The following is a 15924-nucleotide window of genomic DNA, read 5'->3' as shown; positions in this document are numbered from 1 at the left end:
TTGAAATCTCTCCTTTAATGTTCATCTGATTTTAATCTTCCGTCCTATACTCCTGCACCGCCGGAACAACGATGGCCTCCTGGACCTTCGATCGTGAAATAAGGACGGGATGCTGTGTTTCAATGACCGCTATAACCGAAGGGCCTTGTATGTATTTTGTAATGCCATAAGCACTGTCTTCATAGAGAAATGGAAAAGCAACTCCTGTTGAATCATCAACAATATCGAATTTTACAACCTTCACTTGTGTCTGCAGTCTGCTGCCTGCCAAGGGCGACAAGCCGGAATCCAGTCCCAGGTTGTACTGCAATGACTCCCGGAAGGTGGTGTAAGCCTCAGCGGGATCAATGACCAGACGGCCCTGTGACCGCTCAGCTTCATCAAGCTCCTGTGATGCATCATGTACAGCCATGTTGTTGGCATCCTTCAGCATGCTGCGCAGAATGTCCCACTCCTGATTTTGAATCTGAAAAAACCAGGAGTAGACAAAGATCAGCAGGACAAAGGCCAGTTTGATTATGTAGTCCATAGCTCAGAACCATTCCTCAATTAGTCTAAATATTCACTCATTATTGAACCGTGTCCGTAATAACGTGACGGCTGAGACTTTCCCGAGAAATCATAAGGAAACAAATTTAACCGGGGCGCACTAATGTACACATCAAGCCGCTGCTTGCGCTCCTGCACTGTCTCCGTATTGCTCGAAATATCAATGGATGCCTCGGGAAAGCCCACAGCCTTAAGATTGGCTATAACTTCACTTTTCATAGAGCTGGTGACCAGACCTTCTGTAGCAGCCTTTTGTGTAATATACGAGGTGTTGGCTTTGACCTGCAGATCCAGAAGATAATCAATATAAGTGAAAATAGGCTGAAGGAGGATAAATAAGACCAGCCACATGAACAATGCCCGCAGGACGGTTTCCTTCATCCCGGCTCCTCCCTCTAGTACTGCTCAACTTGCTTGGTGTGCTCGATGATATCATCCTGGCTGCCGCCGATTATATTCGTAGCCGCTGCGATGAATATCCCGGCGACCACAAAACCGATGGCCAAAAACATGGCGACTGAAATGGAATCCTTTTTCATAGCTGATCAGACCGCAGAATAAAGCAAAGCAGCATCAGCATTCAACTGCTCATGTTCATGGGGTTGAATCATAGTTACGCTCACACCAGGAATATCCGGTCTGTTATCATCCGCATCATTGACTACATCCCGGACTACAGGAACCAGAATCGCAATAACAATAGCCACACACAGAAAACCGATAGCGATAAACAAACCGGTAGAAATAGCATCTTTTTTCATTGTTAAAATCTCCCTTTTCATTTTATATTTTTAATCAGTGCTTGAATATAGCAAAATCCTCATATAAGTAAATTCCCGGCCACCAAGCGCCATGGTAAAATCACTGAAACATTCCTACCCCGTTGAAATTCCCTTTTATCAGCATGATATACTGCATCGCCAGCGAGACGATCATCAGAAACGTGGCAATCGACGGAATTACATTAATAAGCGTGGAGACATCACCGATGAAGGACCATTTTTTCAAATACTGATCGCTTGATATTTTGGTAATGATTTTGCCCTGCTCCCGCAAATAATTGGCGGCTTCGGTATCGTCATCCATCCCTTCTGTCGCCAGCAGAATCGAACGGATATCATTAATAAAAGCATGGCCCTCCGGAAACTTGCTGCAAAACCACTCGATAGCCTTTTCTGTTCCTTCATCCACCGCCCGTTCGGACAGCTCAAACAAATCCTGACGGATATGATAAAACTGATTGGCCGTTCCTGCACAGAAGGCACCGAACTGCACATACCCGCGCTTACGCAGCCTGTTGTTCTCATATAGCCGGATGAAGGAGATCAGCTCACCGTCCTTTTGGATCAGCGTTTTCTGATGCAGCCAGGCGAGCAGCCAGCCAAACGGCAGATAACGCATTGGACTGCTGATCATCAGAATAAGCAGAGCAACCAGCAGGTCTGTACCGGAAAACGGTGCTACCCGCACAAATCTGCCGACCGCCTGAACAGCCAGATAAATCAATGCTGCCGAGTACCGGAAAATCGTTATTTTACCTGCAGATACTGACAGACCGCTTGAATATAGCAGCTGCTGCAGCCGCTCATTCTCAAGCTTTTCACCAAATGAGGCCCACTTGATGCCAAGCCTTAACGCATATCGCTCCTGCCTGGTGCTGCTGCTCACAAACACCAGCAATGACAGATACACAACCCCGCACACCGCAATCAAAAGCAATAACCGCTCCATCTCAATTCACCTCAGTGGTAGTCCAGTTTAGGCCTGGCAAGTATGGTACTGATTATGAAGGAAACAAACAGACCGGAAATAATGACCATTAGAAAGGCAAGACCGACCTTCGTCTGAAACTGCAGCTTGAAATAGACGTCAGGCTTCAGCATGTACATAAAAGTTCCTACGGAGGACACCAGTACAACCAGATTGCCGTACAATCCCAGGCTGATTGCATCCCGGCTGCCCGCTTTTACGGTCATAATGGTCTCGCGCTGCTGCTCCATCGAGCGGTTGAGCATCATAAGCGAGCTTTTGAGATAACGGGTGCCTTCCTTCTCGCAGTACAGCAGATCCGACACAAATTCTATGGCAAACGTAGTGCCAATCGCACCGGAGAACCGCAGCGCCTCCTCTTTGAGCTCATATTCATTGCTGTAGTTGGAAAAAGCCGCACCCAGCAGCCTCAACGGGGTCTTCAGCACATTATCCTCAGTTAAAAAATCCGCCGTTCTTGATAAAATGCTGTCCACCGACAGATGCGTGAATTTGGAGGCAATTTTGATCACATCCAGCAAATCGTAGCTGCCGCGCACCTTTCGCTGGGCATAGGTATATCTCATCCGCAAATACGGAACACTCGCTGCGATGACGGAGATAAACAGCGGAAGTCGCCAGGCCTCCTGAACCGGCATCCGTTCACCGAAGCTGACCCCCTCCAGAAAAGGATTACTGAAGCTCATATGCCCGGGCAGCTCCTTGAGCGTAAGCAGCGTGGACAGAAATACCGCAGCAAATAAACATACGGTCTGCAGCGAAAAGCGCATTACACTGATTCCAGGCTCATATCTCCGGTGTGCAAAATACAGCAGATCATCCAGATGCCGGTACAGCCAGATCCGCTTGTCCGCCCTGCTGGCCTTTTTGCGGAGCAGACTTCTCCTGAGGTTCATCTGCAGATCAATTTTTTGCCCAAGCTGCCTCAAATGCCGCTCAATCAGCGGTTTTACCATCAGCCATAGACCGAACACAACCAGTAAGTGGAGGGCCAGGCGGATCATATAAAAGACAAGCTCCACGCTTAACTCCCCCTCATTCGTTCAAGACGATTCTGGACTTCAGGCTTTCCTTCAGCGGCTCCTCCATCGGCTTCATTGCTGCCAGGTGCCCCAGCTCCCGGATGAATATACGCATCGCTGCGGCATTCTTTTTGGTCATCTTGGTCATCAGCTTCCCGGTCAGCTTGTCATTATAGCTCCAGGCCGACCGCTCATCCTCCCAGCGCATCAGATCATTGGCAAATACCGAATTGCATTCTTCGTCATAAAACACCTCGGAGATCCGCGCCAGCCGCTTCTTCCCGTCCGGGACACTTTCCAGAATAAACACCAGCTCACAGGATTTCAGCGCCGAGATCAGATGACCCTTCAGGCTGCCGCCGATCCGGGTAGAGACCGCAAAAGCACCCTGGTACGGAATATCCTCGGAATCAACTGTATGAAAGGTTCCTGTAATGCCGTCATATCCCTTCTCGCCGCTCCACAGATAGAACTCCCACTCGTTGTATCTCATTTCAGTCATATAGAGAATATTCGGATCATGGCGCAGCGACTCCACACCAACCTCCATCAGTTCCTCGTTAGCAGCCTGGATCGGAATAATCCGGTGACCCTTGATCTGATACGGCAAAATCGACTCCGGATGCTTCTCTATCATCACCACACCCATGCAGGAGCTTGAGCCCAGCAGCTGTTCGCCTACAATGGTATTCGCAAAGGTGGTTTTCCCTGAACCGACGGCACCCGCGATAATGGTGTTACGGAAGGTGGCCGTGAGTGCACGGATCAGCTCAATGGCCTCCGCAGGGATACATTCCGTGCCCGCCTGATCCTCCAGATCAAGGAACTCAACCACCTGCCGCCGCATGGAGATGGTTGTGAAGCCCTCCCATACTCTGGGTGACACCCATATCGCAAGCCGGATGAACCGGCCGGGCCACAGCGGATCATCCATCTTGAACTCGACCGAAGGATTGTCCTTGTTCAGCTTTTTGTCGGGATCACTCTTGAGAAGTGCGCGTTTGAGCTGCTCCACCCGGTCCAGCGAGGGCATATCATACGGATAAGCGACAAATGTACCGCGGTGATTATAAAAGATCTGCCGTCCGATCATTTGCAGCCCGGTTGATTCGCTATAGGCACGTTCAGTGAACCAGCGGTAAGCCGGACCAAACCCCTTCCATTCATGGAAAAGCGCCTCCGCAGCCGTACGGTAAGCCTCCGGTACCCTGCCGGTAAACGGTGTTTTACGCAGATATTTTTCAATCTCATTCATAAAAAAGCTGACTGCCTGCGGATCACCCGTCAGTGCCTTGGCATTAAGCTCAAAATAGCTGTCATCCTCCCGTTCCAGCCCGGCGTTCATGTCCTGCTTCATCCTGTGCAGGAAGGTATAAAAATCTTCTTTTCCCGGCTTGCTTGTGCGGAGCACGCTCTGTTTCAGGGAGAACAGCTGCCGCGCTTCCTGTGGCGGGTCCATTTTGAATTCAATCATTGAAAGATCCCCTTCTTCCGCACCTCAACCGCAAGTCCCAGTGACACTAACAGAGCGTGAACCTTATCATCCACATGCTGCAGTTCCTTTTTGCCTAAGGGCAGATTGTCCAGCAGCGGCTGATAATGCGGCAGCTCCAGCAGAATCTCACAGCCAAAGCGCAGCGCCAGGCTTTTGGGTGAGGTCATCTCCTCTACATTGCTGCGGTTCACGATCCACTGAAAATCCTGCGGATGCAGATCCATATGTCCGGCTAGCTCCATCAGAGCCTGCAGCCGGTATTCGTGCCGGGGATGGGTAACCATCATGCGCAGTGCTGATCTCTGCATTCCGGTGTACCATGCGGCGCTTTCCGGAACTGAGCCGAAATCAGCCACGACCACATCCGCATGCAGATGCGCCTCTGCCAGCAGATAGGCAATCTCCTCCTCCTGATAGTCATGGACACTCAGATAGTCAAAGTTACCGGGCAGGTACAGATATCCGTCCTGCTTAACAAACCCTTCAAAATCCTCGCCGTTAAGCATTTTGCCCGTAATACGCGGCCGTAGCCTGTCCAGGCTGACTGCCGTCTTACGGTCATATCCGGGATCGTACAAATCCAGCCCCAGCAGAATCACCCGGAATCCAGCCGCTGCAATCCTTCTGGCGAACAGCTTGGCTACACTGGTACAGCCAATTCCCGGGCCGGAGCCGAAAAAGCCGACCAGACTGCTCCGCTCCTCGCGTTCCTCCTCCATGATGTAACGAAGCTTTTCAATAATGGCCGAGGCTGTGGAGCGCGGGGGAATAAAGAAGATGCCCAGACTTTCGCATAGCATATGGACAGCCTGATAACCGCGGACTCCTCTTTGCAGATACAGGTACAGAATGATGGACTTCACAAACCTGCGGCTTAGCTCGGTCAGTGCGGATACAGGCACCTGTTCACTGGTAACCAGAAGCAGCTGGCCTTCGGCATGCGCCGGCTCAGGCAGCACATTTTGCGTAATAACCGTAAATCCCGCCAGCTTCATCTCGTTAATCGTCAGCTGCTCGATACCTAAACTGAAGATTTTCATAGAGCTCCCTCCTTTCCTTTCTTATGCTTTATTCTACGCGCACGATCCACAGCTTCAGGCCCTGCTCCAGATACTGCCCCAGCAGCTCACCGTCGCTCTTTTTGAGCTTTAATTCGGGGGCTGCCACCTTGCCGGTAGAAGTAACGCGGTTGTTGGTGTTGCCATTCTCTGAATCCAGCACATCATTGTTATCCTCTGACCGCACATAGTTTACAGTTACGCCGCTCAAAAATGCCTTTGGTACAGGCGGTGTAAGTCCTGCTCCCTCTGCCCCGTCTTCAGAAGCAGTAATGCCTGCGGGCTGCTGAGAACTCCCTATGCTGGTGCTTCTGCTTCCCGGGTTGTTGGCTTTATCACCCTCTACTAAGTAAATATCCACCTTGTCTCTGCTGCGCAGCGAGCCGTTGATGGCATAAATCGCTTCCTTCGGGATGGGGAATATCCCCTCATCCGCCTGCGGCTCCAGATCACTCACATCGACCAGCGAAGCCGTCAGAATACTGCCGTCCATCAGATTCACATTAGTAATTTTGTTCTCCACCTGACTCAGCTCCGTAATGACGCCTGAAGGAATGTCTTTGGTCTGGACGGAATCGAGATAGAGGTCATCTTGCTGCAGCAGATAGTTTTTCGGTATGAATCCGCCATCGGCTGCTTTAATTTTGACCACCGTCTGAGATAATACATATGGCTTAAAGTAGAGGTCGTAGCCGAGCAGCCCGCCGAAGCCGGTGAACAGAATAAGAAAAGCAAACAGATAATTGCGTTTTAACAGTTGTCCGCGCTGTGAAGCCAAGCCCTTACCTCCCTTGGGAACTCTTTTTGGGAACAAAAAAAGGCACCTTGGCAGACTTCGCCAAAATGCCGGTAAAATGCTTTTTTACCTGTAATGCTGTTCAGAGCTATTAGATTAGTTAAACACTACAGTTTTGTTGTGATGCACCAGAATACGGTCTTCAATATGCCACTTCACAGCCCGCGCCAGCACGACCCGCTCAATCGTACGGCCGATCCGCTTCAGCTCATTCACATCATCGCTGTGGCTGACCCGCTGCACGTCCTGCTCGATAATCGGTCCGCCATCCAGCTCTTCCGTTACATAGTGGGCGGTTGCCCCGATAATTTTCACCCCCCGCTGGTAGGCCTGCGCATAAGGCTTACCGCCGACAAAAGCCGGCAGGAACGAGTGATGGATATTGATAATCCGGTGTCGGTAATGCTCAATGAACGATGGTGAGATGATCTGCATGTAGCGGGCCAGAATGATCACATCGATATCGCTGCCGATAACCTCAAGCTGGCGTTTTTCGGCTTCAGCCTTAGTGTCAGCTGTAACCGGAATATGATGGAACGGAATACCGAAGGATTCGACGTATGCCTGCATATCGGTGTGGTTACTGACGACCATCGCAATATCCGCATCCAGATCACCGGCCTGCCATTGCCAGAGCAGCTCAACCAGACAGTGGTCTTCTTTGGACACAAAGATCGCCAGTCTTTTCTTATGGGACACCCTAAAGATCTGCCAGTCCATCTTAAAGCGCTCGGCAACTCCGCCAAAAATATTGCGCACTTCATCCAGCCGCTCATCCAGCTTGGGCAGGTCAAACTCTACTCTCATGAAGAACATACCGCCGTCCGGGTCCATTGTATACTGGTCCGACTGGACGATATTCGCTCCATGCTGATACAAAAAATGCGAGACAGCCGCTACAATACCCGGTCCGTCCGGGCAAGATATGAGCATCCGCGCCCGGTCCGGATATTGTCCGCCTGAAGAATGATCTCTTTTCACATGCAATTCCATAGTCCCCTGTCCATCCTCTCATCTGCTAGCGCAATCTATAGTTCTGCCTAAGCGTTAACCAGCACCTGCTTGCCTGCAAGATAAGCGATCAGACGCTGATTAAGCGCCTCCTCGCTAAGCTGCGGGAAAAGTCCTGCTGCCAGGACATTGTCATACAGCCGCTCCAGCGGTTCACGCGGATCTGCCTTTTTGGCCTTGGCATCATTCTTGAGCAGCTCCCACACATCAAGCACATAGCGGCGCGAATCGATCTCCTGCTTGGCGAAGAATGAATGCAGCTCCTCCACCTCCTGCAGGAACTCCGGTCCGAAGCGTTCTGCCACATTCCCGCGCAGCAGGGCGATTTCGATCTCATACATCGGACGGAGCTTCTTGGCATCCTTCCCGATCCATGGGGTTTCCAGAATAAACGGCAGTCCTGCAAGCGCCTCGTGGTGAACGACCTTGTTAATGGTCTCGAAGCCAATCCAGCCTGAACCAATCGGAGTATGACGGTCCTTACCTGCTCCGCGCGGATTTTTGCTGTCATTGATGTGGATTACACCAAGCCGCTTGAGGCCGATAATTTCATCGAACTGACGAAGCACCCCGTCCAGATCGCCTACGATATCATAGCCCGCATCATGAATGTGACAGGTGTCCAGACAGATGGACAAACGCTCGTTATGTTCGACCTTATCGATGATGGAGGCAATCTCCTCGAAGCTGCGGCCGATTTCCGTTCCTTTGCCGGCCATCGTCTCCAGGGCAATATGCACTTCCGTCTCGTTCGTACCGCCAAGCACTTCATTCAGGCCATCGGCAATCCGCTGGATACCGTATTCCGCATCCTTGTCCGTATATGCCCCCGGATGAAGTACGATATGCTTGACCTCCAGCTGATGGGTACGGCGGATCTCCTCCTGCAGAAAATCAACAGCGAGCTGATAGGTATTATCCTTATAGGAGCCCAGGTTAATGATATAGGGAGCATGAACGACAATCTCTTCAACGCCGTTCGTTTTCATTGCCAGCTTGCCTTCAGCAGGGTACATCGCTTCAATCGGCTTGCGGCGCGTATTCTGCGGCGCTCCCGTATATATCATGAACGAACTGGAACCATACTCATTTGCTTCATTGGCTGCGCTCAAGAGACCCTTGTCCGCGCAGGACACATGTGAACCTATTTTCAGCATGCCTTTTTTCCCTCTTTCCTTCACGAATTAACCCTTATTCTACCGTGATCGGGAAAATAAATCTAGGCAAGCCCCGGCAGGCTGCTTCCGCTTCGCAAAACTTTGGAAATACGCTATACTTTAGAGGTGAAATCAGTTTGTGACAATCCTCATTGTCAAAGGCGGTGTATACATGTCTTCTACTTTAGATTTCAGGTTATTATCGTCAGGGCCAAGCAACTGGTTTATGAACTCCATCGCATTTTGGACCTTTTTACTGCTGGGCTGCATGTGTATCGGCGGTTTTTTCATGTTCCGCAAGTTTCTGAAGGTGCTGCCCAAAGCAGACGGCAGATCCAAGCTGGACTGGCAGAATTATTGGGTGGAACGCAGCCGGCCGCTGTGGAGCGACGAGATGAAGGCTTTTCTGGATCAGCTGGTGCAGCCGGTACCCGGACCCTTCCGCGATATCGCCAAGCATTCCATTGCAGCCGAGATCGGCAAAATTACAGTCGAGAGCAAAGCTCCGGCAGTAACCCGCGAGCACTGCATCCAGGGCTACATACTGGCTACTCCGCGCCGTGACAACAAATTTCTTATCTCCTTTCTGGAAAAGAACGGAATTGACTATTCTCCTTACCGCCATCTGATCAAGTAAACCGCATCCTGAAACGGAGGCTTCTTCTATGAAATATATCATCTGCGGCGGCAGCGGCTTTATTGGCCGTGAGCTTACTGAATTGTGGCTCGCAGCCGGACATCAGCTCATTGTCGCCGGGCGAACCCTGCCTAAATCCGCAGCTTCTCATCCTGCTCTCAGCTATACAACCTGGGACGACCTTGCCGCCAATCCGGAGCTGGCAGAGAACGCCGATGCGCTGGTCAATCTGGCCGGAGCTTCGCTCAGCCAGCGCTGGAGTGCTGACGGTAAGCGCGCTATTATGCAGTCCCGGCTTAATACGGTGGAGGCTGCCGGAAGACTGGTATCAGCTCTGCAGCATAAGCCGCCAGTCATTGTGCAAGCCTCTGCTGTCGCCATTTACGGCACATCACTCACCGATACCTATAATGAAGACTCTCCTGTCCGGGTGATGGACTTTCCGTCTGAGGTAGTTCATACCTGGGAAGCTGCAGCTGATGCAGCTTATACAGGAGCACGGCTGATCAAGCTCCGGACCGGTGTGGTGCTCGGCAATGAGAGCGGAGCCTTCCCCAAAATGAAGCTGCCTTATATGCTCGGCTTCGGCGGCAGAATCGGCAGCGGAAAGCAGTGGCTTTCCTGGATTCACCTGGAGGATATCGCCAGACTGATCGACTTCTGCATCATCACTCCGGAAATTGCCGGCCCCGTAAATGCCACCGCCCCCAATCCGGTGACTAACGGGCAGTTCGGCCGGATGATCGGCAAAGTCTACCATCGTCCGCACTGGTTCCCGGTTCCTGCCTTTCTATTAAAGACGGCCGCCGGTGAGCTGTCGGAAATTCTGCTGAAGGGCCAACGGGTGCTGCCATCCAAAGCCGTCAAGCACGGCTTTACCTTCAACTATCCTACACTCCAGCCGGCCCTCGAGCAGCTGAAGTCAGAGAAGTAAGAGAAGTAAGAAGCCTTCAGGCAGAACGGAAGGTATAGCTGCCCTTAATAATTGTAAACACGCTGCCTTCGGTCAGCGGATACTCCTTGTAGGGAACCATAGGAGCTCCCTGATACAGGGTCCCATTGCGCGAGTCCAGATCCTTGATGATATACCCCCCAGCTCCTCTGGATATTTCCGCATGCACTCTGGAGGCCCCCTCCGATTTCTCGACGTATTGGGCCACATCAGGTGAACGGCCGATGATGAAGCTGGGCCTGTCGAGCTCAATCTTCTCTGCTGCCCCATCCTCATCTGAACCTGTGCGCTCAAGGAACGGGCCTGTCCGCTCGGGCTGTGTCTTTGCCCTGCCCGTGACATCCTTATCCCGAACCGTCAACAGCGCAGTTGCCGCCTCTGGAGCAGCCGGGGTCCTTGCGGGTGCCGGATTGCCAAACATTAAGCTGCCGGAATCCGGGGACACCTGAAGAGGCAGCTTCTGTTCAACAACTGGGGGAGCATGCGTTTTGACAGGCATTACCGGATTTCTGGAGAAATCCCATCCGGATTCCTTTGGCCTGCGGTTCATGCTCATAGGACGCTCCTCCGTCTCTGCGGCTTCCGCTTCAAAGCCCCCCCTGATCTCGTCCTCATCCTGAATGGTTCCGGATAGTATCCTTCCGCTCCAAACCATCCAGCATAGGCATGCTAGTATGGCAGTGGCTCCAAGACAAACGGCCAGCCAGAGCGTTGCCGGACTGTCCAGATACAGGAACTTCCACAGCAGCGCATCAATCAGAACAGCACCTAATGCCACGTAAGTCCGGTAGGACGATGGTCTGGCATCATCCTCTCCCTCATCAGCAGCCTGAGACTCAGGCAGATCCGTTTCATCAGTAAGCTTCAGCTTAGGAAAAGAGCTTGCCCATATCTGTTCTTTATTTGGATTGCCGGCAGCTGCTGCTTCCTGGGGGCGGGCCCATGATTGTCTTGGGACCGTATAAGGAATGGGAGGAGCAACTACTTCTGTACTGTCTAATAGCCTGCCTTCCGGGCTGCCTTCCGGGCTGTCTTCCGCCAGCAGCTCAGCCAGCAGGCTTTTGAGCCCGGCCGGAGTAAACTCCATACTTCCACAATATTGAAGCAGCCTCTGCAGCCCGTTTCCGGACAGCTCCGTAACCGATGCCATGAGCACCATAACCAGAGATTTTACCGCATCCCCCGTTGAGAGTGACGGCTGCTCTGCTGACTGTAATGGTATGTAAGTTAAAAAGACCCTGCCGCTGCTCAGCGGACCTTCGATAAATATATAATCCTCATGCAATGCATATTGCTCAGCACGCAGCATGTAGAGCCTTCCTTCCTCCATTCCACGCACTACCTGCAGCAGCAGGCTGAACAGCTCGCCCATGCTCAGCCGTTCGCTTTTCAGCAGATGACTGAGCATCTTGCGGCGGGAAACTGCATACTCCAGCGTTATTTGAAGATCAATCTCTCTAAGCACCAGGCGCAGATGATGCGGGATGACGGTATTAGCCAGCATTCTCGCCTGCACCATATTAAGCTGGGCTGCTGATAATCCTTCAGCGGTACCAAGCTGCATGGATATGCCGTCCTGCTGGATAAAATCCCGGGTTAATCCGAACAATAGTATTCGCCTCCCTGTCTAAAAGCAGAAATAGGTATAAACAAATCCGGGAATTACAGCCAGCATGAACGGAAATCTCAGCCCCTGACCGTGTATGCCGTTTATAAGCAGACCCGGCTTCCGCATCAGCAGAAAGCCGGCAGTTCTGCTGACTATACTGCGGATCCTCACAGCTGTTTCCCGCCTGAACAGTACGATAATCCAGCCTATCACCGCCCCGAACAGCACAGAGTACATAATGACCTGGAGTGTAAACCAGATTCCTGTCCAGGCTCCGATACCTGCAAAAAGCTTTACATCCCCGGCTCCGACCGCCCCCATCATATACATAAGCAGCAGGGCGGCAAAGCCTGCAGCCGCGCCGGAGAGTGCAAACAGCAGACCGCTGCCGCCATCTGCAATGCCCCGTAACAGCAATCCGGTAACCAGAGCCGTTACCGAAATCCAATTCGGTATCCTCATCCACCGCAAATCCGTAGCAAAGGCTCCTGCCAGAATGCTCAGGCAGCCCCAAAAGGCCCATCCTGCCAACATTAATTCCTCCCCACCTACAATTATTTCACAACCTTAAAGGCTGCCTCCAGGCTGGTTCCGTCTTCAAGCGTAATTACAAAAGTCCAGGTGCCCGGCGTCGTATTGACCCCGATTTTCCATTCCCAATCGATAAATCCGGCTTCATCTGCCTGCTTCCAGCCCAGATATTTTGCTGTACTCTGGCCGGTTTTATAGAAAATAGAAAGATTCGCCGATGCTCCGGGTGGAACCTTAACCCTAATCCTGCCCTGCTTGTTCGCCACGCCCGGATCAGGCTTTTCTATGATGATGATATATCCTTGCGGCTCATTACCGCTTTCCCCGCTTTGTCCGGCTGCATCGGTATTTCCGATCCAGACGCGTTCAACACTGCTGGCCTCCAGCACAATCGCTTTATTCAGGAAGGGTACCTTCATCGGCAGCTCATAGCTGACCACTAATCCGAAGTAAGGGCGTGTGCCCTCCTTCAGCTCAGGAATCGTGACATTAGAAACATGGATCCGCTCATAATCCAGCCAATCCGCTGCCAGATAAGGCTTCATTAACGGCTTCAGCGCAAGATCTAGCACAGCTTGTGATGCCTCAGCCTGAAGCTCCTGCAGCGGCCCTTCCGCCCTCTGTACCGCAGCTCTGACCCAATCATCAATAGGAGGAGGCATGGCTTCTGCATAGCTTCCGCTCCATTCCTCAAGCGACAGGCGGGGAATGCTCCACTTCCCGGAGGCGTGTCCTCCAGCCGCTGCTCCTACGCTGCCGTTCGAATCAGAGCCGCCGTTTCCTGCCGGATTAGCACCAGCATCTGCTGCATCAGCCCATTTCTGTGCAGCCAATGTCGCCGGATAAACATGCGTCGAGATCATCTTAACCGTGTCGGAGGCAGTGCTCTGCAGGGCTGTCGAATAGAGGGTCATCTGAATGATGTAAATTAAAAACAGGACAAACAGCAGAAACACCGGGAGCACCATTGCCGCCTCAACAACCATACTTCCTTCATCCCGGCGCTTCCTTGTCCGCTGATTCCGGTACTTCATTCGGTCCTCCTTCTGCTGCTAATAAGAAAAATCCGCATGCACAGAACGGTAATATACGTTGCCCTCTACCCCGCCCGGCAGACCGGTGCTGTAATTCAGCAGCTTCACTGCCCCCGGTAAAAACCACAGCCTGAGTCCCATACGGATCCCGGCAGAGGCATAAGTGAATTTGTCCTGCGGGTTAATCCCTGTGTTCAGCCTGATCAGGGCGAGCATACGGGACAGCTGGGCTTCCCCGGCCCCATGCAGCAGCATGAACAGCCGTAAGTAACCGCGGTAGTCCAGCATAGCCGGCAGGTATTTGGATAATGCGACCTCACCCGTGTTACTAAGCTGGAGCATATCCTGCACCGCCTGCTCAACCCCGTGCAGCAGCGCCGCCGCCAAAATAGCCAGGGGATTGCTGAGGCGGGCATGCTCAATAAATCCCTCCATTGTCCGGATGGCCAGCCTCAGGGCAAATATTTCACCATAGGCCGCCGCTACATTCCCCGCAGGATTATGGAAGCCGTACAGAATGTATTCCAGCTCCTGGCCATGAGGATCAAGCTGTCCGGTCAGGGCCGAGAGCGTGCTGCCTCCGGAATCCGAAGCCGCAGCCAGCAGGGAGAAGTCAAAGTGAGGAAAATAATGTGCCGCATATTCGGCCTGGAACAGCCTGTCTCTCGCCCCCGTCATAATGCTGCCTATTGCAGTATAAAGTCCGTCTACATTACCCATTGCGGAACTGCCCGCAGTATATATATCCGCGCTCCCGGCCTCTGCCCGCCCAGCTTGATCCTGGGACTGATTAAACCGGATGCTATCCTCGTAATATTGATGGAGGGTATTGTACTGCTGCTGCGCTGCTGCCGCGCTGTCACCAAGGCTGCGCAGCTGATCCACCAGCTGCATGGCTTCCCCCAGCTTGACCTTAGCCTGCTGCTCCATCTGCTTGCGTTCACCGTCAGAAGTACGGCGGGCCTCGATTTGGGCAGTTTCGGCAGAAAGGACAGCACCTGAATTACCATAGTTCTGCAGGTAACTGCTGACCGTCTTTGAAGCATCCAGGACAGCAGACTCCATACGGGACAGATTAGCGTACAGCCCGGAAGCTTCAGCCAATACAGCGGGCAGGGAAGAAGCCGTCGGCTCCACTCTACGTGCAGCCTGTTCCTGGACAGCCATATTCCGCTCCATTGCACTGAGTTCATTCGGAGTAAGGAGCAAGGCATCCTCCTGATCACGCAGCCCGGATAACGCCCCGGCATCAGGTCCGTTATTATCGCTGCCGGGAATATCCCAGCTGCCTGCCGATGCCTGCCCGCTTTCAACCCCGCCGGCTCTGGACTGCTCAAGCACTGTTTTCATTCTGGTGTTAAGCTCAGCCGCCTCCTGCAGAGCCGCTCTGGCTTCAGCCATAAGAGAATCATGCTGCTGACTAAAGACAGACAGCACTTCCGGCATTCCGGAGAGCAGCTTCTCCGACTGCTGTAAATATTGGCTGATATCATACTGGTATCTTGCATGCTCCTTCTCCCGGTCACGGTAAAGGTCAGTATAGTATTTGCCTACATAATCGTTATACATAGCCACAATATCAGCAGCCGTACCCACACCGCTTAGTGAACGGGTGCCGATATAATCCTGCGGCGGATTCATGATGATCTGCTGCAGGCTTCTTGCTCCTTCGGCTGCCTTCCGCCGCTGTTCAAGCATCCGGTCAAGCGCCGCTTCACGGGCATCGTAAAGGGGCTGAAGCTTGCCGAGCACCTTCGTTGAACGCGAAGCCTCTCCCATTGCAGACGCCAGCGGCTTGAATTTACCTGCCAGCTCAAGGGCAAAATCAATAGGCGCTTTGTATTTCATCTCCTCGGCAATCTGCCGTCGGAAAATATCGTAGCTGCCGATAGACCGGCTCCAGGACAAGGAAGAGCTGTCCAGCCTGACCGGCAGCAGATTAAAGGCATCCCCACGGCCGCTTTCATACAGATTGTCGTTCAGTACTGCGGACAGCAGCTGATCCCCGTCATCTCCCCCAAAAGCAAACAAGCCGTAGTTTTGCTGCAGACTCAGGTCATAGGAAGACATTACCGAGCGTACCGCCGCCCGGGCCAGGCGCTCCTGCTGCACATTGGCGGCCGCAATACGCGCATAGTCAATTAATACAGCGGTGAACAGAAAGACAAAAGCGAGCACCATAATGAGGAAGACAGAAACCGAGCCGTCTGTTTCACAGCTGTCTCCCCTTCTCCGCCGGCTGCCTCGTGCCGAATCTGCCTGCTGCTGAGATCTCATCCCTTCCCTCCTTCCTGCTATCGGCA

Annotated in this window: 17 protein-coding genes; 2 read left to right on the top strand and 15 right to left on the bottom strand. The window is 52.5% G+C overall.

Translation table 11 applies throughout. The features are described from left to right. Nucleotides 1–31: 31 nt before the first annotated feature. From R70723_RS05700 to R70723_RS05655, 11 genes are all read right to left on the bottom strand, one after another. Entirely contained in the window at nt 32–529 is a 498-nt protein-coding gene (locus tag R70723_RS05700) for a hypothetical protein (RefSeq protein ID WP_039870446.1), read from the bottom strand. A 20-nt stretch (nt 530–549) separates the two neighbouring features. Beyond that, nucleotides 550–930: a hypothetical protein gene (locus tag R70723_RS05695; protein WP_039870444.1), complete on the bottom strand. Its 381-nt coding sequence runs from the start codon at nt 928–930 to the stop codon at nt 550–552. A 14-nt stretch (nt 931–944) separates the two neighbouring features. Beyond that, nucleotides 945–1088, bottom strand: a complete 144-nt coding sequence (locus R70723_RS33280) for a hypothetical protein (protein WP_156123785.1) — start codon at nt 1086–1088, stop codon at nt 945–947. 6 nt (nt 1089–1094) lie between these two features. Beyond that, nucleotides 1095–1310, bottom strand: coding sequence for a hypothetical protein (locus R70723_RS05690; protein ID WP_039870442.1), 216 nt, complete (start codon nt 1308–1310; stop codon nt 1095–1097). Between the two features lie 100 nt (nt 1311–1410). Then, nucleotides 1411–2280, bottom strand: a complete 870-nt coding sequence (locus tag R70723_RS05685) for a hypothetical protein (RefSeq protein WP_039870439.1) — start codon at nt 2278–2280, stop codon at nt 1411–1413. A gap of 11 nt (nt 2281–2291) precedes the next feature. Next, nucleotides 2292–3341 (bottom strand): hypothetical protein, encoded by a 1050-nt coding sequence (locus R70723_RS05680; protein WP_039870436.1) that lies wholly within the window; start codon nt 3339–3341, stop codon nt 2292–2294. A 13-nt stretch (nt 3342–3354) separates the two neighbouring features. Next, complete coding sequence (locus R70723_RS05675; RefSeq protein ID WP_039870434.1) at nt 3355–4815, bottom strand: P-loop NTPase family protein; 1461 nt, start codon at nt 4813–4815, stop codon at nt 3355–3357. Continuing rightward, nucleotides 4812–5876 (bottom strand): CpaE/TadZ family protein, encoded by a 1065-nt coding sequence (locus R70723_RS05670; protein ID WP_039870432.1) that lies wholly within the window; start codon nt 5874–5876, stop codon nt 4812–4814. Before R70723_RS05670 ends, R70723_RS05675 begins: the two co-directional genes overlap by 4 nt. A gap of 28 nt (nt 5877–5904) precedes the next feature. Beyond that, on the bottom strand, nt 5905–6672 hold the full coding sequence (locus tag R70723_RS05665; protein WP_039870430.1) for a CpaB family protein: 768 nt from the start codon (nt 6670–6672) through the stop codon (nt 5905–5907). A 114-nt stretch (nt 6673–6786) separates the two neighbouring features. Beyond that, nucleotides 6787–7683 (bottom strand): formyltetrahydrofolate deformylase, encoded by an 897-nt coding sequence (purU, locus tag R70723_RS05660; RefSeq protein ID WP_039870428.1) that lies wholly within the window; start codon nt 7681–7683, stop codon nt 6787–6789. A gap of 47 nt (nt 7684–7730) precedes the next feature. Beyond that, the gene (locus R70723_RS05655; RefSeq protein WP_039870427.1) at nt 7731–8858 is read right to left on the bottom strand and encodes a deoxyribonuclease IV; all 1128 of its coding nucleotides are present in this window, start codon (nt 8856–8858) and stop codon (nt 7731–7733) included. Between the two features lie 172 nt (nt 8859–9030). Between R70723_RS05655 and R70723_RS05650 the strand changes: the two genes are divergently transcribed. Next, on the top strand, nt 9031–9495 hold the full coding sequence (locus R70723_RS05650) for a DUF2621 family protein (RefSeq protein ID WP_039878311.1): 465 nt from the start codon (nt 9031–9033) through the stop codon (nt 9493–9495). A gap of 28 nt (nt 9496–9523) precedes the next feature. Then, on the top strand, nt 9524–10429 hold the full coding sequence (locus R70723_RS05645; RefSeq protein WP_039870426.1) for a TIGR01777 family oxidoreductase: 906 nt from the start codon (nt 9524–9526) through the stop codon (nt 10427–10429). A 16-nt stretch (nt 10430–10445) separates the two neighbouring features. Here R70723_RS05645 and R70723_RS05640 read toward each other — a convergent pair whose 3' ends face one another. Genes R70723_RS05640 through R70723_RS05625 form a run of 4 tightly spaced genes read right to left on the bottom strand, consistent with a single transcriptional unit; the run spans nt 10446 to nt 15898 of the window. After that, entirely contained in the window at nt 10446–12056 is a 1611-nt protein-coding gene (locus tag R70723_RS05640) for a DUF6382 and FHA domain-containing protein (RefSeq protein ID WP_039870425.1), read from the bottom strand. Between the two features lie 18 nt (nt 12057–12074). Continuing rightward, complete coding sequence (locus tag R70723_RS05635) at nt 12075–12590, bottom strand: A24 family peptidase (RefSeq protein ID WP_047171037.1); 516 nt, start codon at nt 12588–12590, stop codon at nt 12075–12077. 20 nt (nt 12591–12610) lie between these two features. Further along, on the bottom strand, nt 12611–13621 hold the full coding sequence (locus R70723_RS05630) for a TadE/TadG family type IV pilus assembly protein (RefSeq protein ID WP_039870424.1): 1011 nt from the start codon (nt 13619–13621) through the stop codon (nt 12611–12613). A gap of 18 nt (nt 13622–13639) precedes the next feature. Beyond that, complete coding sequence (locus tag R70723_RS05625; RefSeq protein ID WP_039870422.1) at nt 13640–15898, bottom strand: DNA repair protein RecN; 2259 nt, start codon at nt 15896–15898, stop codon at nt 13640–13642. Nucleotides 15899–15924: the final 26 nt, after the last annotated feature.

It is taken from the genome of Paenibacillus sp. FSL R7-0273 (assembly GCF_000758625.1).
Classification (GTDB): domain Bacteria; phylum Bacillota; class Bacilli; order Paenibacillales; family Paenibacillaceae; genus Paenibacillus_AQ.
The sequence above is the reverse complement of the archived record's forward strand: the minus strand, read 5'-3'. Positions and strand labels throughout refer to the sequence as shown.